Source organism: Velazquezella soli, from assembly GCF_977018685.1.
The window spans coordinates 620,977-640,098 of record NZ_CDRNXF010000004.1; the positions used below are offsets into that span (position 1 = coordinate 620,977).

Annotated in this window: 20 protein-coding genes; 10 read left to right on the forward strand and 10 right to left on the reverse strand. The window is 60.3% G+C overall.

Annotation, left to right across the window (positions count from 1 at the left end; genetic code table 11):
- Nucleotides 1-16: 16 nt before the first annotated feature.
- The 3 genes from AC0JZ8_RS06610 to AC0JZ8_RS06620 all read right to left on the reverse strand — a co-directional run bounded on the left by AC0JZ8_RS06610 (nucleotide 17) and on the right by AC0JZ8_RS06620 (nucleotide 3,728).
- A complete protein-coding gene (locus tag AC0JZ8_RS06610; protein WP_062462050.1) occupies nucleotides 17-787 on the reverse strand; it encodes an ATP-binding cassette domain-containing protein in 771 nt (256 codons plus the stop codon).
- Nucleotides 784-1,923 (reverse strand): ROK family transcriptional regulator, encoded by a 1,140-nt coding sequence (locus tag AC0JZ8_RS06615; protein ID WP_471892110.1) that lies wholly within the window; start codon nucleotides 1,921-1,923, stop codon nucleotides 784-786. Before AC0JZ8_RS06615 ends, AC0JZ8_RS06610 begins: the two co-directional genes overlap by 4 nt.
- A gap of 311 nt (nucleotides 1,924-2,234) precedes the next feature.
- On the reverse strand, nucleotides 2,235-3,728 hold the full coding sequence (locus tag AC0JZ8_RS06620; RefSeq protein ID WP_471892111.1) for an aminotransferase class V-fold PLP-dependent enzyme: 1,494 nt from the start codon (nucleotides 3,726-3,728) through the stop codon (nucleotides 2,235-2,237).
- Nucleotides 3,729-3,824: 96 nt separating this feature from the next.
- On the opposite strand from AC0JZ8_RS06620, the gene AC0JZ8_RS06625 reads away from it, so the two are divergent.
- Entirely contained in the window at nucleotides 3,825-4,310 is a 486-nt protein-coding gene (locus tag AC0JZ8_RS06625) for an Lrp/AsnC family transcriptional regulator (RefSeq protein WP_471892112.1), read from the forward strand.
- A gap of 104 nt (nucleotides 4,311-4,414) precedes the next feature.
- Here the strand turns inward: AC0JZ8_RS06625 and AC0JZ8_RS06630 are convergent, their stop codons facing one another.
- On the reverse strand, nucleotides 4,415-4,618 hold the full coding sequence (locus AC0JZ8_RS06630) for a cold-shock protein (protein WP_012760580.1): 204 nt from the start codon (nucleotides 4,616-4,618) through the stop codon (nucleotides 4,415-4,417).
- A gap of 301 nt (nucleotides 4,619-4,919) precedes the next feature.
- Here AC0JZ8_RS06630 and AC0JZ8_RS06635 point away from each other — a divergent pair, with 301 nt between their 5' ends.
- The 3 genes from AC0JZ8_RS06635 to rocF all read left to right on the forward strand — a co-directional run bounded on the left by AC0JZ8_RS06635 (nucleotide 4,920) and on the right by rocF (nucleotide 8,289).
- Entirely contained in the window at nucleotides 4,920-6,116 is a 1,197-nt protein-coding gene (locus AC0JZ8_RS06635; RefSeq protein ID WP_062462059.1) for an amidohydrolase family protein, read from the forward strand.
- A 187-nt stretch (nucleotides 6,117-6,303) separates the two neighbouring features.
- Complete coding sequence (locus AC0JZ8_RS06640; RefSeq protein WP_430255404.1) at nucleotides 6,304-7,230, forward strand: dihydrodipicolinate synthase family protein; 927 nt, start codon at nucleotides 6,304-6,306, stop codon at nucleotides 7,228-7,230.
- Nucleotides 7,231-7,368: 138 nt separating this feature from the next.
- Entirely contained in the window at nucleotides 7,369-8,289 is a 921-nt protein-coding gene (rocF, locus tag AC0JZ8_RS06645) for an arginase (RefSeq protein ID WP_471892113.1), read from the forward strand.
- A 7-nt stretch (nucleotides 8,290-8,296) separates the two neighbouring features.
- On the opposite strand, the gene AC0JZ8_RS06650 is transcribed toward rocF, so the two are convergent.
- The 5 genes from AC0JZ8_RS06650 to AC0JZ8_RS06670 all read right to left on the reverse strand — a co-directional run bounded on the left by AC0JZ8_RS06650 (nucleotide 8,297) and on the right by AC0JZ8_RS06670 (nucleotide 12,205).
- Entirely contained in the window at nucleotides 8,297-9,088 is a 792-nt protein-coding gene (locus AC0JZ8_RS06650) for an amino acid ABC transporter ATP-binding protein (protein ID WP_471892114.1), read from the reverse strand.
- Nucleotides 9,085-9,753: an amino acid ABC transporter permease gene (locus AC0JZ8_RS06655; protein WP_062462072.1), complete on the reverse strand. Its 669-nt coding sequence runs from the start codon at nucleotides 9,751-9,753 to the stop codon at nucleotides 9,085-9,087. The genes AC0JZ8_RS06650 and AC0JZ8_RS06655 overlap by 4 nt, the downstream gene beginning before the upstream one ends.
- Nucleotides 9,750-10,391 carry an amino acid ABC transporter permease gene (locus AC0JZ8_RS06660; protein ID WP_062462075.1) on the reverse strand — a complete coding sequence of 214 codons (642 nt, stop codon included), beginning with the start codon at nucleotides 10,389-10,391 and terminating at the stop codon, nucleotides 9,750-9,752. The genes AC0JZ8_RS06655 and AC0JZ8_RS06660 overlap by 4 nt, the downstream gene beginning before the upstream one ends.
- A 100-nt stretch (nucleotides 10,392-10,491) precedes the next feature.
- Nucleotides 10,492-11,322 carry a transporter substrate-binding domain-containing protein gene (locus tag AC0JZ8_RS06665; protein ID WP_062581505.1) on the reverse strand — a complete coding sequence of 277 codons (831 nt, stop codon included), beginning with the start codon at nucleotides 11,320-11,322 and terminating at the stop codon, nucleotides 10,492-10,494.
- 169 nt (nucleotides 11,323-11,491) lie between these two features.
- On the reverse strand, nucleotides 11,492-12,205 hold the full coding sequence (locus tag AC0JZ8_RS06670) for a GntR family transcriptional regulator (RefSeq protein WP_174197210.1): 714 nt from the start codon (nucleotides 12,203-12,205) through the stop codon (nucleotides 11,492-11,494).
- A gap of 234 nt (nucleotides 12,206-12,439) precedes the next feature.
- On the opposite strand from AC0JZ8_RS06670, the gene AC0JZ8_RS06675 reads away from it, so the two are divergent.
- The 6 genes from AC0JZ8_RS06675 to AC0JZ8_RS06700 all read left to right on the forward strand — a co-directional run bounded on the left by AC0JZ8_RS06675 (nucleotide 12,440) and on the right by AC0JZ8_RS06700 (nucleotide 18,344).
- Nucleotides 12,440-13,528, forward strand: a complete 1,089-nt coding sequence (locus tag AC0JZ8_RS06675; RefSeq protein ID WP_471892115.1) for an ABC transporter ATP-binding protein — start codon at nucleotides 12,440-12,442, stop codon at nucleotides 13,526-13,528.
- A gap of 37 nt (nucleotides 13,529-13,565) precedes the next feature.
- A complete protein-coding gene (locus tag AC0JZ8_RS06680; protein WP_471892116.1) occupies nucleotides 13,566-14,855 on the forward strand; it encodes an ABC transporter substrate-binding protein in 1,290 nt (429 codons plus the stop codon).
- 151 nt (nucleotides 14,856-15,006) lie between these two features.
- The gene (locus tag AC0JZ8_RS06685) at nucleotides 15,007-15,918 is read left to right on the forward strand and encodes an ABC transporter permease (RefSeq protein WP_471892117.1); all 912 of its coding nucleotides are present in this window, start codon (nucleotides 15,007-15,009) and stop codon (nucleotides 15,916-15,918) included.
- A gap of 18 nt (nucleotides 15,919-15,936) precedes the next feature.
- Nucleotides 15,937-16,755 (forward strand): ABC transporter permease, encoded by an 819-nt coding sequence (locus AC0JZ8_RS06690; RefSeq protein ID WP_062462092.1) that lies wholly within the window; start codon nucleotides 15,937-15,939, stop codon nucleotides 16,753-16,755.
- Between the two features lie 9 nt (nucleotides 16,756-16,764).
- Entirely contained in the window at nucleotides 16,765-17,511 is a 747-nt protein-coding gene (locus AC0JZ8_RS06695) for an aspartate/glutamate racemase family protein (protein WP_325265411.1), read from the forward strand.
- Nucleotides 17,508-18,344, forward strand: coding sequence for a GNAT family N-acetyltransferase (locus AC0JZ8_RS06700; protein ID WP_471892118.1), 837 nt, complete (start codon nucleotides 17,508-17,510; stop codon nucleotides 18,342-18,344). The genes AC0JZ8_RS06695 and AC0JZ8_RS06700 overlap by 4 nt, the downstream gene beginning before the upstream one ends.
- On the opposite strand, the gene AC0JZ8_RS06705 is transcribed toward AC0JZ8_RS06700, so the two are convergent.
- The gene (locus AC0JZ8_RS06705) at nucleotides 18,322-19,122 is read right to left on the reverse strand and encodes a FadR/GntR family transcriptional regulator (RefSeq protein ID WP_082471960.1); all 801 of its coding nucleotides are present in this window, start codon (nucleotides 19,120-19,122) and stop codon (nucleotides 18,322-18,324) included. The two genes, AC0JZ8_RS06700 and AC0JZ8_RS06705, sit on opposite strands and share 23 nt — an antisense overlap.

Genomic DNA, 19,122 nt, shown 5'->3' on the forward strand with positions numbered 1-19,122 from the left:
TACGCCGGACCCCTTGTCATTGTTTGCCCACCGGTCCGGCGCCGGTGAGGGTTTGCCCTGTGATCATTTCGATCACTGCATCCGGGCTTGTCTTGGTTCTGTCGACATCGCCGGCGACGACGCCGTGGCGGATGACGACGATGCGGTCTGCGACCTGAAAGGCCTGCTGCATGATGTGGGTGATGATGACGACACCGATGCCCTGGCTGGCGACATGGCGGATCATGTCCAATCCCCGCCGCGTCTGTTCGACCCCAAGTGCGGCAAACGGCTCGTCCAGCAAGAGGAGCTTGCCACCCCAATGGGCAAAACGATTGAGCTCGATCGCCTGCCGCTGGCCGCCGGACAGATGCTCGACCTTGGTGCGCATGGAGGGAATGCGGGTGCCGGCACTGGTCAGTGCCTTGGTCGTGATTTCCTCCATCGCACGCTCATCGAGGAAGGGGATGCCCGCGATCTTGCGGGTGATCTCGCGGCCCATGAAGAAATTGGCGACGACGTCCACATTGGTGCAGAGAGACAGGTCCTGGTAGACCGTCTCGATGCCGGCTGCCTTGGCCTCGGCAGGCGTCTTTGCCTCGAACTCTTCGCCTTCGAAGAGCATCTGACCTGACGTCGGTTGCAGACCACCCGAGATGATCTTCACAAGCGTGGACTTGCCTGCGCCGTTGTCGCCGAGAAGAGCGACCACTTCGCCCTTTCCGATCGAGAAACTGATGCCCTTCAGCGCTTCGATCGCGCCGAAATTCTTGCGGATATCATTCAGGACAAGCAGTTTTTCGGTCATTCGACAGTCCCCTTCTCTGAAGTCTCGAACATCTGGCCGAAGCGCGGCGACAGGACGCCGAAAACGGCTAGCGCGGCTGCGCCTCGGAGTGCCGAATGCTGGCAGTCACTGGCGACGACGACACGTGGATGCGGGCGGCTGGTGCGGGCGGAAACCGAATTGCTCAGGCTGTCGGCAAGTGCGGCAAGCCGCTCGATCAAAGACTGCGGCGCCAGGCCACCGAGCACGACAGTCTCTGGATCGAAAAGGTTTTCGATCGTGCGGATGGCATTGCGAAAGATCGGCGCGATCTCACGGACCCATTCGGCCTCGGGCAGGCCGCGCCGAGTGAAGGCCTCGAGCGAAAGATAGCGCTCAAGGCAGCCATTGTTGCCGCAGGGGCAGGGCTCGCCATCCGGAACGGCGGGGATATGGCCGATTTCGCCGGCATTGCCCCAGGCGCCGCGCATCACTGTCCCGTCATGCATCATCGCGCCGCCAAGGCCGACGCCGAAGAACAGGTAATAGTAATCCGAAATCTGTTGGCCGCGACCGTAGAGCTGCTCGCCGAGCGCCGCTGCCGCCATGTCGTTTTCCATAAAGGCCGGCAGACCTGTCGCCTCTGTGAGGCGGGCATTGATGTCGACGTCTTTCCAGCCGGTCATCGTTGTCGGGCCAACGAAGCTGATGGATTCCACGTCGAATGGCCCGGGCAAAGCCAGTCCGACGCCCAGCAGGCGGCCGCGGCTTGGGCTTGCCTTGAGTTCGTCCACCATCTCGCCAATCAGAGCGAAGGCTTCGTCCGGTTTCGGGTTGGACGCGCTGCGGTGGCGGCTCTCGACGACATCACCGCGCAGATTGACCAAGGCAACGTCGATGCCAAGCGGCGTCAGGTGAATGCCGACCGCATGCCCACCCTCCGGATTGACGGTCAGCTTCGAGGGCGGAATACCGCGGCCCCGAGGCTTTTCGCGCACCGAGACGATGAGCTCTTGTTCTTCGAGTTCCCGCACGATGGTAGAGACAGTCTGTACGGTGAGGTGAACCCGTTCGGCAATTTCGCCACGCGTCGTCGGACCAGTCAGGCGGATCGCTTCCAAGACGATCCGTCTGTTGTAGGGCCTTCCGGATTCCTGGTTGGTACCGCGCAGCGCCATTTCGAATGTCTCCGAATGACGAAAGTGTGTCAGCGGTCACGTATTTAGTCAAATGGTTTTCAAAAAAGAAAAATGCGCGCGCGAAGGGCCCGATCGCGCTGACGTTGCAAAGGCTGATCTGACGGTACGCGCGCTTTCCGCGAAACTCTTAATGAGTTCGCCTCACCCTGGGAGCCAGGAATCATGACCAGCGCCTGATCAACTTGAGCACGAAAGCGTCATCCTCCGCTGGTAGGTTGCGCTATGTCACGGGGGTCATACCCGCAAGGCGGCCGGGTGGGCACGCCAAATGGGAGGCGTTTGGCAAAAGCCTATGCCGTCGCCTCCAACGGTTGAGCGAGGGGCGAGAATATCGCCCGGCTGCGATCGACCATGTATGACGCTGTATGGGAAGGGGCATCCCGGGCGAGTTGGATCACCGCTTCAAGGATGAACCTGACTTTTTCCTCGGAATGGAGAACGCTCAGATTGAGCCGGGTGAAACCCGGTTTCTCGATTTCGTTGCCGTTCCGGATCGATTGCCTGATCCGCTCCGAATGCTCGTCATCGATCGACAGGAGGCGGTGGACATAGGGCCCGGCGCAGGCGCAGCCGCCGCGTGCCTGTATGCCGAAGCGATCGGAAAGCATGCGGGTGATCAGCTGCTGATGCACATAGCCACCCTTTCCATCCCTGATGCGAAACGAAAAGATCGGCAGTCTCGACATGCTCATCGAGCCCAACAGCTCGATCTGGGGAATGCCCTGCCAAGCCTCGAATGCGCGCGCGGTGAAATTCTCGTTCAGGCTCGCAATTCTCTCGAGGCCGATTGCGTGCTTGACCAAGAAGGCGAGTGCAGCGCGGATATCGCCGATGACGTTGGGGGTTCCGGCTTCTTCGCGCGCTTCGATATTGTCGCTGTAATCGTGGCCCGTCGGGGAGACGAATTTGACGGTGCCGCCGCCTGGCCAAGAGGGTTTTGTAGTGACGACTGCATCGCGTCTGACCACGAGGATACCGGAGGCACCGGGGCCACCGAGGAATTTATGGGGCGATACGACGATGGCGTCGATCTCGGCGCCTTCAGCCGGTGTCATCGTGATTGGGATATAGGGACCTGCGCCGGCGAAATCCCAGAGGATCTTTGCGCCTGCCGATTTTGCGAGCCGGGTGACCGCTTCGATATCCGTCAGGATACCGGTGATGTTCGATGCGGCCGAAAACGAGCAGATCGTCAGAACGTCCCTGCTGTCCTCAAGAGCCTTTTCCAGGAGGATGAGGTCAGGGCCACCACCGCAACCTTCCTGAATTTCGATGATCTCAGCGCCGCTTTCCCGCCAGGGGAGGATGTTCGAATGATGCTCGTAGGGGCCGATGATGACCCGGGCGGGTTTGCCGGTAGTGACTGCATCCTCGACGCCGAGCAACTTGACCAGGCGGTTGATGCCGGCCGTTGCGCCGGATCCGGCAAAGATCACCGCATGGCGGCTGTCGGCGCCACAGCATTCGGCGATAGTGGCACGCGCTTCACGGCGCATGCGGGTCATCATCGCTCCGCAAAAGGACGCTTCCGTATGGCTGTTGGCATAATAAGGCAGGACCTCTTCAAGAACGAAGGTTTCCACCTGCCGGAGCGCCCGTCCTGACGCCACATAATCGGCATAGACGAGATCCTTCAGGCCGTATGGCCCGTCCACCTTGGCGGACGCGCCAATCATTCCCGAGGTCAGTGCTGCAATCGGATCGGCGCCAGCCAGACTGCGACGAAATCCCTGAAGAGCAGTTTCGGGTTCGGTTCGTGGCATGCAGTCAGCCAGCTGGCGCATTGTCGATCTCCTTGACGAGTTGACTGCGATTATAAACTAAAGCAGGGTCTGAATTCTTCACCGTATTTGCGCTGATTTTGCCAGGAACTGTGTCACATGATCGATAAAGACCTGAATTTCGATGAAATCGATCTACGGATCCTCACAAGCCTGCAACGCAACTCGGCCTTGTCGCAGCGTGATTTGGCAGAGCATGTCGGACTTTCGCAAAATGCATGCTGGCGCAGGCTGCAGCGTCTGCAGGCAAGCGGGATCATCGGCAATGCCCGATCCGAGATCGATCTCGACCTCCTGGGCTTCGATCTGACGGTCATTGTGATGATTCGCACACGCCACCATTCCAAGGAGTGGGCTGACGATTTTCGCCGTCATGTGGATCGCCTGCCGGAGGTGATCGACTTTTACAGGATCGGGGGAGATTGGGATTATCTGATCAAGGTCGTGACCCGCGGAATATCCGGGTATGACGCATTTTATCAGAAGCTCATCACGAAATTCGATCTCGCGACGGTGACGGGCTTTTTCGCGATGGAGGCGATCATTCGCAACCGTGCACTGGATCTCAGCCGAATGAACCGGTGAGACCTGGTTTGGTTTCCAGCCATATTTGGCGGCACAACCGATGGATTAACCCGCAGAATGTGCCTAGCCCACCCTAAAGCAGGCTAGGCGCTTTTTATCGTCGCTTAGAGAACCGAGACGTTTTCAGCCTTCGATTTACCGGTCTTGCGATCCTGTCCGACTTCGAAGCTGACCTTGTCACCTTCGCGAAGCGAGCCGCCGCGCTGCAGAGCAGAAACGTGAACGAACACGTCCTGGCCGCCATTCTCAGGCGTGATGAAGCCGAAGCCCTTGTCGTCGTTGAAGAATTTAACCGTACCTGTCGCCATGAGAAACCTGTTTCCTATGTAATCCGCGAAATTGCGATGGGCAAACTATAGCGCCACCGCTTCACTATCAACCCCAGCACCATGAACACCGTGATGCCCGGCCCGTATCAACGCCAAATTTTCTTGCCACCGACTACGCAAAGTATCTTAAGCATTGATATCTCTGGCGAGCAAGCCTGCCGCGACACCTAACTCCGTTATCTTGATCGGATATTGGTCGCATAGCGGGCAATAAGCCGTATAAACCAGGGGGTTGCCGCCGACCTGACGCTGTAAACGATGCTAGAATTTGAGGAAGCCCATGACCAAAAGCACGACGGTTTTCACCAATGCCAGGCTGGCGGAGGGCGTTCTGCGCGATATTCACGTCGAGTCGGGGCGGATATCTGCGATTGAAGCAGCAGGCTCGGTTACTCCTTCTGCCGAGGTCATCGACATCGGCGGCGAGTTGCTGGTTCCGGGTTTTGTCGAAGGGCACATCCATTTGGATACGAGCTTCTACGGCGATAAATGGATGCCGCATCGGCCCTGCACCAACGGTTTCGACGTGCAGGAGCGGGTCACCTTCCAGGCGGAGAACATGGCCGCCGCGGCGCCGATGGACAAGCGGGCCCGCGATCAGCTCGATCTCTGCATCGCCAATGGCACGCTTTCCATGCGCAGCCACGTGATGGTCGATGGTTCGGTCGGGCTGAAATCGCTGGAGACGGTCCTGGCGGTTCGCGAGGACTATAGGGATCTCATCGATCTCCAGCTGGTGGCTTTTCCGCAGAGCGGCATCCTCAGGAGCCCCGGCACACCGGCGCTGCTGGACGAGGCCATCGGGCTTGGTGCCGATCTGGTCGGCGGTCTCGATCCGGCCAGTTTCGACCGTGACGTCACCGGCCATCTCGATGTGGTCTTCGGCGTTGCCGAAAAGCACGGCGTCGATATCGACATTCACCTCCACGATGCCGGCAGCATGGGCGCGTTTACCATCGAGGAAATCTGCGCCCGCACGGTGGCGCTCGGCATGCAGGGCCATGTCGCGATCAGCCATGCCTATGGGCTTGGGGATCTCGGCGCTGATGCGGCGCGCAAAATTGCCGCAACGATTGCGAAAAGCGGCGTTTCGATCATGACCAATGCGCCGGGCAACCACAATTTCCCGCCGGTCGCTCTGTTGCGGCGAGAAGGCGTCACCGTGTTCAGCGGCAGCGACAATATTCGCGACAGCTGGTGGCCCTATGGCGATGGCGACATGCTGCACCGGGCGGAAATCATCGGCTATCGCTCGGGCTTCTATACCGACGAGGACCTGAAGGCAGTGTTCGATATCGTCACGTCTGAAAGCGCCAAGGCGCTGCGGATCGAGTCCTATGGTATCGAGATTGGCGCGAAAGCCGATTTCGTGACGCTTTCGGCTGCCAATATTCCGGAAGCGGTCGTTGCTTTCCCCGGCAACAGGCGTGTGTTCAAGGGTGGACGTCTCGTTGCCCAGGGTGGCAAACGGGTCTGATTCGCTTTGAGATCGGTGACGGAGGACGGCTTGAAACCGTAACTCCGCCGATCGGGATGGCGGGCATGGTGTTCTTCGTCCACATCATGATACCGGTCGAACAGCCGGAGTCGGACAGGCCTTTGCTCTTACCTGACGTCCTGACGCGAATTACCCTGCAGCTCGTTCGATACTGAGAGGAGATTTCATGACATTCAATGCCGAAACCAAGGGCGTTTACGCCATTGCCGCGACACCGTTTCATGAGGATGGTTCGATCGATTTCGATTCCGTCGATCGGCTGACCGATTTCTATGAGGAGAGCGGCTGCACCGGCATTACCATTCTCGGCATCATGGGAGAGGCGCCGAAGCTGGAGGCGGATGAAAGCCGCGCGATCATCAAGCGCGTGGTTTCCCGTGCCAAGGTGCCGATCATCGTCGGCGTGTCGGCGCCGGGTTTCGCAGCCATGCGGTCGCTCGCTCGCTCCTCCATGGACATGGGTGCTGCAGGCGTGATGATCGCGCCGGGGCAGGGTGCCAAGACCGACGACCAGACCATCAATTATTTTGCAGGTGCCGTGGAAGCGGTCGGCGAAGATGTGCCGTGGGTGCTGCAGGACTATCCGCTGACGCTCAACACGGTGATCGCGACCAGTGTGGTCGCCAAGATCATCACCAACCACCCCTCCTGCCTGATGCTGAAGCATGAGGACTGGCCGGGTCTTGAAAAGATTTCGAAGCTGCGCGCCATGCAGAAGGCCGGCGAATTGCGGCCGTTCTCGATTCTCTGCGGCAATGGCGGCATGTTCCTCGATTTCGAGCCGGAGCGTGGTGCTGACGGCGCAATGACGGGTTATGGCTTCCCGGATATGCTGACCGAGCTGGTCGAGCTGTTTGCTGCCGGCAAGCGCGACGAGGCGCATGATCTGTTCGACGCGCATCTGCCGCTGATCCGCTATGAGCAGCAGCTTGGCATCGGTCTTGCCGTGCGAAAGCACGTGCTCAAGCGCCGCGGCGTGATTGCCTCCGATGCGCAGCGCAAGCCGGCCCAGATGTTGACATCGGCCGCCAAGGCAGAAGTCGATTATCTGCTCGCACGCCTCGCCAAACACGACAAGCGCGCAGCACTCTGACATCGGACGGAGCGGGATATCATGTACCCGCTCCTTCCTCCGCCCGATTTTCTTAAGGGTGAGGCTGGCTGCTGCCTATCGGCCGCGTTCCGTGATAGGTCTTGAGCCCCAAGATTCGGTCAGCGACGGAAAAACAGCATGCATTGCAAACTCATCGGCGTTCCCCTTCAGGATGGAGCATCCCAGCTCGGTTGCGAGATGGGGCCGAGTGCGTTGCGCACGGCAGGCCTTGCAGGCGCGCTCGCCGATCTCGGCCATCAGGTCAGCGATCTCGGCAATCTGGCGCTGCCGGCGGTATCGGAGATTACGCATCCCAACACGGCGGTTCGCCGCCTGCCTCAGATCGTCGCCTGGGTCGAACTGCTGACCAAGATCGCCCACCGTGAAAGTGCCGAGGGCATGCCGATCTTTCTCGGCGGCGACCATGCGATGTCGGCCGGGATCGTTGCGGGTCTGGCACGCACCGCGGCGGAAAAGCAGCGACCGCTGTTCGTTCTCTGGGTCGATGCGCACACGGATTTCCACACGCTGGAAACGACCGGCAGCGGCAATCTGCACGGCGTCCCGGTCGCCTATTTCACGGGCCAACCAGGTTTCGAGGGTTATTTCCCGCACCTGTCGCATCCGGTCGATCCGGCCAATGTCTGCATGATCGGCATCCGCAGTGTCGATCCGCAGGAGCGCTCCGCGATCAACAAAAGCGACATCACGGTGCATGACATGCGGGCGATCGATGAACACGGTGTCGGCGCCGTGCTGCGCTCCTTCATCGAAAAGGTCGAGGCCGCAGGCGGTCTGCTGCATGTGAGCCTCGATGTGGATTTCCTCGATCCTTCGGTCGCACCCGCCGTCGGCACCACGGTGCCGGGTGGTGCGACATTCCGCGAGGCGCATCTGGTGATGGAAATGCTGCATGACAGCGGTCTCGTCACCAGCCTCGATCTGGTCGAGCTCAACCCGTTCCTCGATGAACGGGGCCGTACCGCCACGCTTCTGGTGGACCTCACCGCCAGCCTGATGGGCCGCACCGTGCTTGACCGCCCGACCCGGCGGTTCTGACGGCGCGTTAGATCAGCATGCTGGCGCCGCGGTCGAGATAGGTATCGAGGAACTGGTCGAGACGCGGATGGCGCGGCTTGGCAAATACCTCCGAGGGCGGGCCGGAAAAAAGCAGCTTGCCGTGGTCGAGAAACGAGATCTGCTGGCCGACGGTGGCGGCAAAGCCGATCTCGTGGGTCACGACGACCATGGTCATGCCCTCCTCGGCCAGATCCCGCATCACTTTCAGCACTTCGCCCGTCAGTTCCGGGTCAAGCGCTGATGTCGCCTCGTCGAACAGCATGATTTTCGGCTCGAGTGCCAGGGCGCGGGCGATTGCGACGCGCTGCTGCTGGCCGCCGGACAATTGCGACGGGTAATGGCCGGCACGGTTTTCCAGGCCGACCTTGCGCAGCTGCGCCATGGCCTTTTCCTCGGCGTCGGCTTTCGAGAGCTTCCGGACGATCTTCAGGGCTTCGCTGACATTGCCGAGCGCCGTCATGTGCGGCCAGAGATTGAACTGCTGGAAGACCATGCCGGTTTGGGCGCGGACGGCACGGATCTGCGCCGGGGGCAGTCGTTCGCGCTTGCCATCCGGCTTTTCGAAAAAGCCCAGCGCCTCGCCGTTGATGGTGATCATGCCGCTGGTCGATTCCTCCAGGAAGGCCAGGCATCGCAAAAGCGTGCTCTTGCCCGAGCCGGAAGGGCCGATCAGGCAGGAGACCTTGCCCTCGGGTATTTCGAGATTGATATCCTGCAGAACGGTCGTTTCTCCGAAACGCTTGACCAGATTGCGGATGGTGATGGCGGGTAGGGTCATGCTTTCGAAAACCTCAAACGGGAAAGCCGGTATTCGGCGGCGCGGCCAAGCCGGTCGGTCAGCTCGACAAGTGCCCAGTAGACGACAGCGAGGATGAAGATTGCCTCGAGATAGGCATATTGCTGCGAGCCGATGGCGCTGACGGTGGCCGTCAGTTCCGGCACGGTGATGATCGACAGAACGGCGGATTCCTTCAGCAGGATGACCGAAAGGTTGACCGCCGGCGGCAGCACGATCAGCGCCATTTCCGGGATCTGGATGCGGCGGATCGTCTGCAGGCGCGTCATGCCGAGGCAGCCGGCGGCTTCCACATGGCCAACAGGAACGGCGGCAAAGCCGGCGCGGAAGATCTCGCTGTAATAGGCGGCACTATAGACCGTCAGACCGATGAGGCCGCAGGGGATCGGATCCAGCATCAGGCCGACGAACGGACCGCCGTAGTAGAGAAGAAAGATCTGGATCAGGAAGGGCGTGCCGCGCAGCACTTCGACAACGGAGCCCAGGACTGCGTTGGTGGCGAACCCACCGAAGCGGCGGGCGGTTGCCACGAGAAAGCCGATGACGACGCCACCGGCAATGCCGGCGATCCAGAGCAGAAGCGTGACGAACAGCCCGCTGCCGAGTTCGGGCAGCTTTTCGATGATGACCTGAGGATTGAACATCATGCGGAGGTCCTCGCCATGGATCTTTCCGCGTAGCGACCGAGAAGCGCGATCGTCGAGCAGATCACGAAATAGACCAGTCCGGCACTGAGGAAGATTGGGATCGGCTGGTAGGTGCTGGAGGCCAGATCCTGTGCCATCTTTGTCAGCTCGATGATCCCGACGACAGACACAAGCGACGATGCCTTCAGGATCATGATCGATTCGTTGACCAGCGTCGGGAGGGTCAACCGAAGAGCGATTGGGACCTGGATCCGCGCAAAGATCTGAAGCGGATTGAAGCCCGTCACCTCAGCTGCCTCGATCAACCCTTTCGGCACGCTGGAGAAGCCGCCGCGCAGGTTTTCCGCCTGATAGGCCGCGGTGCAGAGCGACAAGCCGATAATCGCCGCGACGATGCTTGGCACGTTGAGGCCGATCGCCGGCAGCAGCGTGTAGATCAACAGCAGTTGGACAAGCAGCGGCACGCCGCGGAAGAAGCTGACGAACAGTCTTGCAGGAGCCGAGTAGATCGTCTTGCCGGACAGGGTCGCGGCCGAAAGCAGGATCGCGATGACGAATCCGATCGCAATCGAGACCAGGCTGATGCCGATGGTCGACACCGCCGCCTGCAGGAGAAGCGTGAATAGTTTGAACGTCATCTGTCGTCACGTCTCGCCCGGGGGATGCGGCGGGCGGATGGAGCAGTGGGTGAAGCGGGCAGGACACGACCTGTCGTATCCTGCCCGTTCGCAAGGTTTGTTAGAACGCAGGTTCTTTCACTTCGTCCGGCGTATCGAACGTTGTGCCGAACCACTTTTCCTGCAGCTTGGCGAGGCGCCCGTCCTTCTTCATCTTGATGACTTCGGAATTGACGTATTCGACGAGGCTCGCGCTGTCGGCGTCCTTCTTGCCGATGAAGCCGAAATAGGCCTTCTTGCCGAAGGCGGGCGTCACCACTTCGAAGACGCCGGCGCGCTGCTTTGCGACGAAGGCAATGTTCGGCAGCGAATTTGCGACGGCGACGATACGGCCGGCAGCCAGATCCGCGTAGGCGTCGTTGAAGGAAACGTATTCGCGGGCGGTCACCTTGGTCGGAAGAGTCTCGGAATATTGCTGCAGCTGAGCAAGCTGCGCGGTCGCCTTGCCGGCGCCGACGGCCTTGCCGGCAATGTCTTCAGGCTTGGTGATCGATGTATCGCCGGCTTTCTTCAGGATGGCGACGGTGGCTTCAGCGATCGGCGCGGTCATCTTGAAGCGTTCCAGGCGTGCCTTGGTGATGGTGGCAGGGCCCGCGACGAAATCGAACTTGCCGGCTTCCAGCGCCGGGAAGACGCCATCCCAGGGAAGCTCGACCCATTCGATCTTGACGCCGAGATCCTTGCCGAGTTCTGCGAAGAAATCGACGTTGAGGCCCGTATGCGTGCCGGCATCGATAAAGTCGAAAGGAGCAAAGGCGGTTTCCGTGCCGACCTTCATGACGCCGGCCGCCTTGATGCGGGCAAGCGCGTCATCTGCGGCATGGGCGGAAAACGCCGTGGTTACGAGAAGTGCGGCGCCGACGGCGGCCTTCAGCAGGTGTCTCTTCAGCATTGGTGATGTCTCCACGTTATCGGCATACGCGTGCCGATGGCTGTTCCCGTTTATTGGCTCGGCGGAGTGAACCGGCAAAGCATGGAACAAATAGACAGAGCTTCCGAAACAGAGTCAACGCGGTTTCGCACTGCAATATAGGCTAGGTAAGTGCGAAGATAGCGATCGATCAGCCGATCGCGAGCGCGTCTTTCAAGCCGAGACCCTGCTTCTCCTGCAGGTCGAGATCAGCCTCGATATGATCGATATGGTGCAGCATCAGAGCGGCTGCCCGGTCGCCATCGCCGTCCTTGAGCGCGTCGAGGATCGCGAAGTGCTCGCTGTGGCCGCAGCTCGACACACCTGATCGGCCGTAAAGCGCGATCACCAGTGAAGAGCGGGCTATCAATTCGTCCATGAAGCGCTGGAGAATGGCATTTCCGGCGACCGAAGCCAGCATCAGGTGGAAATCTCCCGATGCCTTGATCTCGGCGCGGCGTGCGGCCGGACCGCGCTCGGTCATGTAGCGCTCTTCTTCCTCAAGCTGGCGCCGGAACTGCTCGATGTCGTCAAGCGTGATACGTTCGAGCGCGGCCGCGACGATGCCGGGCTCGATCAGCCGGCGCGAGGCAAAGATCTGGCGTGCTTCGTCCGGCGACGGATTGGAGACGAAGGCGCCGCGGTTTCGCTCGGTCTTTACCAGGCCTTCGAAGGTCAGCATCTGCAGCGCGGCGCGGGCGACGGTGCGACTGACATCGAACAGCGAGCCGACTTCGGCTTCCGAAAGCTTGGTTCCCGGCGCCAGGCGACGGTCGATGATCGCGTTGCGCAGCGCTTCGCGTATCGCCATAGACCGGTCTTCCGGCGTCGTCTCGCTGAGAATGATCTGCTCGCTGATACTCATCACCACATCCCGTTAATCTCCATTACTCCAGACAAATAGAGATTGCCAGAACGGATGTCTTCGATCCACGGCAAGGATTGCATACGATTTTCGCATGGGATCGGCATCGATCGCATGATTTTTGCGCACTGCACGCAAAACTCATTTCTGACCGGATTGAAGTTCCAGCAGTGCCAAAGGCTTAGGGAAACTGGCACGGCGGATGCATCTCATTTCCCAAGCAGGGAGCCACGAATGAGCAAAGCCGCCGAAATCGATATCGCCTCCGTCACCAAGACCTATGGGACGACGACGGCGGTCCATGCGATCAGTCTCAAGATCCCGGCCGGCACCTATTGCTGCCTGCTGGGGCCATCCGGCTGCGGCAAGACGTCGACGCTGAGAATGATCGCCGGCCACGAGAGCATTACGTCGGGCGATGTGCGGCTTGGCAACACGGTGGTGACGGATCTTCCGCCGGCCAAACGCGGCACCGCGATGATGTTTCAGTCCTACGCGCTGTTTCCGCATCTCGATCTGGTCGACAACGTCGCCTTCTCCCTGAAGATGAAGGGCGTCGACAAGGATGTCCGCCGCGCCAAGGCGATGGACCTGCTGCGGCTGATGCAGATGGAAGGCTATGCGACACGCCGTCCGGCCCAGCTTTCCGGCGGTCAGCAGCAGCGCGTGGCACTTGCCCGTGCGCTGATCACCGATCCCGAAGCGCTGCTGCTCGACGAACCACTTTCGGCGCTCGATCCGTTCTTGAAGATCCGCATGCGCGCGGAGTTGAAGAAGCTGCAGACCTCGCTCGGCATCACCTTCGTGCATGTGACGCACAGCCAGGAAGAGGCGATGGCGCTTGCTGACGTCATCGTCATCATGAACGACGGTCGCATCGAGCAGGCGGCTCATCCGCGCGTCGTGTTCGAAAAGCCGGCGACGGCCTTCGTCGCAAAATTCATGGGCGACCACAACGTCATCTCCGGTCGCGTCACCAAGAGCCATGGCCAGGAACTGATGCTGTCGGTGCCGGCCGGTGCCGATTTTCTGGCCGTCGGCGACAATGGCGACCTGACCGATCAGGCCGATATCGCCATCCGCACCGATCACGTCCGGATCGGCCAGCCGTCCGAAACGGGCCTCGGTTTTACCGGCTCGATCACCAATATCGAATATCGCGGTTCCTCGGTGAAGCTGTCGGTCAACGGCGCCGGCATCGAGGATTTTACCGCGATCCTCTCCGACACCGATTTCTTCGCCAATCCGGTCAAGGTCGGAGAGGCGATCCCCCTCTGCTGGGGCCGGGAGGACGCGATTGTCCTCGGGCGCCTCAAGCACTGATCCCACTCACAATAATCAACTAGAGGAGAACATGGGAATGACTGAAATTCAAAAGACCGCGAAGGGACTTTCGCGCCGCTCGCTGCTCAAGACCGCATCTGCCGCTGCCGGTCTTGCTGCCGGTTCGGGGGCCATTACCGGCTTCCCGACCATCTGGGCGCAGAACCCGATCACGATCCGCCAGTTCGGTACCGGCGTTTCAAACCTCAATGCGATCGCTGAAAAGTGCAAGGCGGATCTCGGCATCACGCTCGAGATGACCGCAACCGACTCGGATGCCGCTGCCCAGCGCGCCGTCACGCAGCCGAACTCCTACGACATTGCCGACATCGAATACTGGATTCTCAAGAAGGTCTATCCGGCCGGCGTCATCCAGCCGATGGATGTGAAAAAGCTGAAATATTACGACAAGGTCGTGCCGCTGTTCAAGAACGGCAAGCTGAAGCCGGACAGCGTGATCGCCCAGGGCACGGCGCCGCATACGGTCGGCTTCGTCGAAAAGGCGGGCGACAAGAAGTTCGCCAAGGAAGAGACCCAGTGGTTCACCATGATGCCTACGATCTACAATGCCGATACGCTCGGCATTCGTCCGGATCTGGTCGGCCGTGAAATCTCCACCTGGGCCGATATCATGGACCCGAAGTTCAAGGGCAAGACGTCGATCCTGAACATCCCGTCGATTGGCATCATGGATGCCGCGATGATCATGGAAGCCATGGGCAACATCAAGTATGCCGACAAGGGCAACATGACCAAGGCCGAGATCGATGCGACCATCGATTTCCTGATCAAGGCCAAGCAGGCGGGCCAGTTCCGCGCCTTCTGGAAGTCGTTCGACGAGAGCGTCAACCTGATGTCGTCGGGCGAAGTCATCATCCAGTCGATGTGGTCGCCAGCCGTTGCCGCGGTCCGCTCCAAGGGCATCGCCTGCAAATATCAGCCGCTCAAGGAAGGCTATCGCTCGTGGGGCGGCGGTCTCGGTCTTGCCGCGCATCTTTCCGGCGCCAAGCTCGATGCGGTCTATGAATATATCAACTGGTACACATCCGGTTGGGTCGGCGCCTACCTCAACCGCCAGGGTTACTATTCCGCCGCCATGGACACGGCCAAGGAACACATGTCGGCCGACGAGTGGGGCTACTGGATCGAAGGCAAGGCAGCTCAGGGCGATATCGTCGCGCCCGATGGCAAGGTCATGGAAAAAGCCGGTGCGGTTCGCGACGGCGGCTCGTTCCAGGAGCGCATGGGTCACGTCGCCTGCTGGAATTCGGTAATGGACGAGGACCGCTACATGGTTCGTCGCTGGAACGAATTCATCGCGGCGTAACGGCCGATACGACATGTTCCCTCCCCCTTGTGGGGAGGGTTAGGGAGGGGCCTTTCTTCAAAACCCCTCCCGGCCTGCCGGCCCCCCTCCCCACAAGGGGAGGGGGGACTTGCGGAACCGCTCCATCTTTCGACGAAGGCAGGAAACACCGATGGCGACGATCACATCCGCGGACGCGGTGAAACCGGAAATGCCCAAAGCCCGCAGCTTTCGCATCCCGCTCGGCCTCGTTTCCTATCTGCAGGCGACGCCGCTGACGCTGATCCTTGGTTTCTTCCTGGCGCTTCCGATCCTGATGATCGTGATCGTCAGTTTCTGGGATTACGACTTCGCCCAGATGTATCCCGACCTTTTGACCATGAACTATGTGGAAACGCTCGGATCCTGGGTGACGTGGAAGACCTATCTCAACACGCTGAAATTTGCGGCCATCGTCTGGGCAATCACGCTGTTCGTCGGATTCTGGGTCGCCTATTTTCTGGCCTTCCACATTCGCACCTCGGCGATGCAGATGGTGCTGTTTCTTGTCTGCACCGTGCCGTTCCTGACATCCAACATTATCAGGATGATTTCGTGGATCCCGGTTCTCGGGCGAAACGGGTTGATCAACAGCGCACTCGTCAATGCCGGCATTGTGCCGGAGCCGATCCAGTGGCTGCTTTATTCGGATTTCGCCGTCGTGCTGGCCATGGTGCATCTCTACACGCTGTTCATGGTGACGCCGATCTTCAACACGCTGATGCGCATTGATAAATCGCTGGTCGAAGCGGCGCGTGATGCCGGTGCCTCGTCCTTTCAGATCCTGACCAACGTCATCATTCCGCTGGCCAAACCCGGCATGGCGATCGGCACGATCTTCGTGGTGACGTTGGTCATGGCCGATTTTTCCACCGTGCAGGTCATGTCCGGGGGCCAGAGCGCGTCGGTGGCGCTGATGATGAAGAACCAGATGTCGCTGCTGCAATATCCGGCTGCTGCCGCCAATGCGGTGGTTCTTCTGGTCCTCGTTCTCTTGATGGTCGCGGGCATCCTGCGCATCGTCGATATCCGCAAAGAACTGTGAAGATGGGAGAGCTTTGAGATGCACAGCGACAAGCGCGGCCGAGAATTCTATTTCCTCGCCCTATTCTTCGCCATCTTCGTGCTGTTTCTCTACGGGCCGCTGTCGGCGGTGCTGATCCTTTCATTCCAGGGACCGAATGGCGGCCTGACATTTCCGTTGAACGGCGTCTCCACCCGCTGGTTCGTCAATCTGTTCGAGACCCAGGCGGTCGGCGACTTCGGTGGTTCGTTCCGCCGCTCCACGGCACTCGGGGTGATGGTGATGATCGTCACCGTCGTCGTGGCACTTCTGGCGGGCCTTGCCTTTCGCCGCAAGTTTGCCGGTGCGACGGCTCTCTTTTATCTGGCGGTTGCCAGTCTCGTCGTGCCGTCGATCATCGTCTCCCTCGGCATTGGCGTCGTGTTCCAGCAGTTCGGGCTGGAGCCTACTTGGTACACGTCGGCCTTCGGCGCGCATCTGACCTGGACGTTGCCGTTCGGCGTGCTGATCATGTTTGCCGTATTCAACCGCTTTTCGCCGGCCTATGAGGAGGCTGCGCGTGATCTCGGCGCCTCGTCCTGGCAGACGTTTTCCAATGTCGTGCTGCCGATGATCGCCCCCAGCCTGATCGGCGTCGGACTGTTCGGCTTCACGCTTTCCTATGACGAGTTTGCTCGCACGCTGATGACGGCGGGCACGTACAATACACTGCCGCTCGAGATCTACGGCATGACCACCAATGTCACGACGCCGGTGCTCTATGCGCTGGGGACAGTCACGACGGTGTTCTCGTTCCTGGTCATTGCCGGAACGCTCGGCTTGATCGTCTACATCAACCGTCGCCGCCTGCGGAGCTGATCCCACACGATGCGCATTCTGATCGTCAATCCCAATACAACGGCCAGCATGACGGCGACCGTGGCCGACAGCGCCGCCCGCGTTGCCAATTCCGGCACGCAGATCGAGGCCGTCACATCGTCCATGGGGCCGGTGTCGATCGAAGGCTATTACGACGAAGTGTTTGCGGTCCCCGGCCTTTTGGTCGAGCTTGCCAAGGGTGAAAAGGCCGGTGCCGACGCGGCGATCATCGCCTGTTTCGATGATACGGGGCTCGATGCAGCCCGGGCTCTCGCCCATATCCCTGTTATAGGCATCTGCGAAGCGGCGCTTTCTGCCACCGCCTTTATCGCGCAACGCTTCACGATCGTGACGACCATGGAGCGCTCACGCCTGCCGCTCGAACATCTCGTCCATCGCTACGGCATGGCCGGCCGCTGCAAGGTGCGGGCCGCCGATATTCCGGTCCTGTCGCTGGAAGATCCGACATCCAACGCGCGCGAACGCCTTCGTTCCGAAATCGCGCTGGCCTTGAAGGAAGACAAAGCGGAGGCGATTGTGCTCGGTTGCGCCGGCATGGCGGATCTTGCCGCCGAGCTGCGGGCCGAATGCGGGGTTCCCGTGGTCGATGGTGTCGCGGCTGCCGTGAAGCAGGCTGAAATGCTGGTGGCATTGGGGTTGTCGACCGCCAAAAACGGCGGTTATGCAACGCCGGTTGATAAGCCGTATGTCGGGCTTCTCGAAGGGTTTGCGCCGGGCAGGCTTGCAGCCCGATGATGGGCTCGCCGGTTATCCGGACTTTGACGCTTGGGGAGGTGGAATGCCTTCTCGACTGGGCGAGAGCGGAAAGCTGGAACCCCGGGCTTGCCGATGCGGCGGCTTTCCATGCGGCGGACCCCGATGGTTTCTTCGGCTGTTTCGTCGATGGCGTGTTCGCATCAGGCATTTCCGCGGTGCGATACGGCAACGACTTCGGCTTTATCGGCCTCTATATCGCGCATCCCGATTTTCGCGGGCAGGGTATGGGCCGGCGTGTATGGGATGCCGGGATGGCCCATATCGAGGGCCGGACGATCGGTCTCGATGGCGTTGCGGAGCAACAGCAGAATTATCGCAGCATGGGGTTCGAGCCGTTCTACGAGACTATACGCTGGAGTGGCCGCCTCAGGGGTACCGCCGTCGCCGGCGTGACCGATGTCAGCGTCGGTAATTTGCCGGCTATCATCCACTACGATCGCAGCGTCTTCCCGCAAGTCCGCAAAGCGTTTCTTTCCGAGTGGCTGAAGCCGCCGAGGTCGACGAAGGTCCTGATCGATGATGGAGAGATCAGAGGATATGGCGTCTGTCGCAGATGTAACGACGGGTTCAAGATCGGTCCGCTTTTCGCCATGGGTACGACCGAAGCCGTCACGCTGCTGCAAAGCCTCGTCGCGGAAACCGAAGGCGAGACTGTCCATATCGATGTGCCGGCGCCGCAGCAGGGATTTTCGGACTATCTTTCAGAAGCCGGATTCCAAAAAGGTTTTACGACAGCCCGAATGTACCGTGGCTTGCCGCCGTCAGCGCAGACATCCGATGTCTTCGGGGTCACGACGTTGGAACTCGGGTAGAATCCGGGAAGCGCAGCTCGGCGGTCTTGTTGCCTGGCACGTTCTCCGCAGCATCCAGCGACGTGCGGATGCGGATTTTGCCGACGTCGATCACATGACGCATCGCCGACATCGCCTTTTGCGGATCGCGGGACGCGATGGCATGGGCGATGCGCAGATGGTTGGAGGCGACTTCGTCGATCATTTCCGGCGACGCGGCCGGTGACGACAGCTGGAAGGAAATCGCCAGTGCCGCCTCGATCAAAGCGCTTGCCGAACGCATGAACGGATTGCCGGACATGCGGGCAATGGCCAGGTGGAATTCGAGATCCACGTTGGCAATCGATTCCGGCGTGTGGTTGAGATTGTCGAATTTGGCAGCGATCGCGTAAAGCGAAACGATGTCGTCGCTCGTTGCCCTCAAAGCCGCCGCCGCCGCCGCTGCCGGCTCAAGCGCGGTGCGCATTTCGGCCAGATGCTCGATGAATTCGTAATCGAGACTCGTCTCGAAACGCCAACTCAAGACATCCGCGTCGAAGAAATTCCAGCTCGAACTGTCGAGGACGCGGGTACCGACCTTCGCCTTGGCTTCGACCAGCCGCTTGGCAGACAGCGTCTTCATCGCCTCGCGTAACACCGTGCGCGATACGCCGAACCGTGCCGAAAGCTCGGTGTCGCCGGGCAGGAGAGAGCCTTCCGGGAACGTGCCGGAAACGATCCCGCGGCCAAGCCCAGCGACCACCGTTGCGTGGTTGCTACGGCGCTTTCGCCCGTTAATCGTCGTTTCCAGCAAACTCAA

Bases quoted from the DNA above. Each gene is read 5' to 3' on its own strand.
- AC0JZ8_RS06630 (WP_012760580.1), bottom strand. From the start codon at position 4,618: ATGGCGACAGGTACGGTTAAATTCTTCAACGACGACAAGGGCTTCGGC.
- AC0JZ8_RS06660 (WP_062462075.1), bottom strand. From the start codon at position 10,391: ATGACGTTCAAACTATTCACGCTTCTCCTGCAGGCGGCGGTGTCGACC.
- AC0JZ8_RS06620 (WP_471892111.1), bottom strand. From the start codon at position 3,728: ATGCGCCAGCTGGCTGACTGCATGCCACGAACCGAACCCGAAACTGCT.
- AC0JZ8_RS06670 (WP_174197210.1), bottom strand. From the start codon at position 12,205: ATGAGTATCAGCGAGCAGATCATTCTCAGCGAGACGACGCCGGAAGAC.
- AC0JZ8_RS06650 (WP_471892114.1), bottom strand. From the start codon at position 9,088: ATGACCCTACCCGCCATCACCATCCGCAATCTGGTCAAGCGTTTCGGA.
- AC0JZ8_RS06625 (WP_471892112.1), top strand. From the start codon at position 3,825: ATGATCGATAAAGACCTGAATTTCGATGAAATCGATCTACGGATCCTC.
- AC0JZ8_RS06690 (WP_062462092.1), top strand. From the start codon at position 15,937: ATGCACAGCGACAAGCGCGGCCGAGAATTCTATTTCCTCGCCCTATTC.
- AC0JZ8_RS06680 (WP_471892116.1), top strand. From the start codon at position 13,566: ATGACTGAAATTCAAAAGACCGCGAAGGGACTTTCGCGCCGCTCGCTG.
- AC0JZ8_RS06675 (WP_471892115.1), top strand. From the start codon at position 12,440: ATGAGCAAAGCCGCCGAAATCGATATCGCCTCCGTCACCAAGACCTAT.
- AC0JZ8_RS06635 (WP_062462059.1), top strand. From the start codon at position 4,920: ATGACCAAAAGCACGACGGTTTTCACCAATGCCAGGCTGGCGGAGGGC.
- AC0JZ8_RS06640 (WP_430255404.1), top strand. From the start codon at position 6,304: ATGACATTCAATGCCGAAACCAAGGGCGTTTACGCCATTGCCGCGACA.
- rocF (WP_471892113.1), top strand. From the start codon at position 7,369: ATGCATTGCAAACTCATCGGCGTTCCCCTTCAGGATGGAGCATCCCAG.
- AC0JZ8_RS06700 (WP_471892118.1), top strand. From the start codon at position 17,508: ATGATGGGCTCGCCGGTTATCCGGACTTTGACGCTTGGGGAGGTGGAA.
- AC0JZ8_RS06695 (WP_325265411.1), top strand. From the start codon at position 16,765: ATGCGCATTCTGATCGTCAATCCCAATACAACGGCCAGCATGACGGCG.
- AC0JZ8_RS06665 (WP_062581505.1), bottom strand. From the start codon at position 11,322: ATGCTGAAGAGACACCTGCTGAAGGCCGCCGTCGGCGCCGCACTTCTC.
- AC0JZ8_RS06610 (WP_062462050.1), bottom strand. From the start codon at position 787: ATGACCGAAAAACTGCTTGTCCTGAATGATATCCGCAAGAATTTCGGC.
- AC0JZ8_RS06685 (WP_471892117.1), top strand. From the start codon at position 15,007: ATGGCGACGATCACATCCGCGGACGCGGTGAAACCGGAAATGCCCAAA.
- AC0JZ8_RS06615 (WP_471892110.1), bottom strand. From the start codon at position 1,923: ATGGCGCTGCGCGGTACCAACCAGGAATCCGGAAGGCCCTACAACAGA.
- AC0JZ8_RS06655 (WP_062462072.1), bottom strand. From the start codon at position 9,753: ATGATGTTCAATCCTCAGGTCATCATCGAAAAGCTGCCCGAACTCGGC.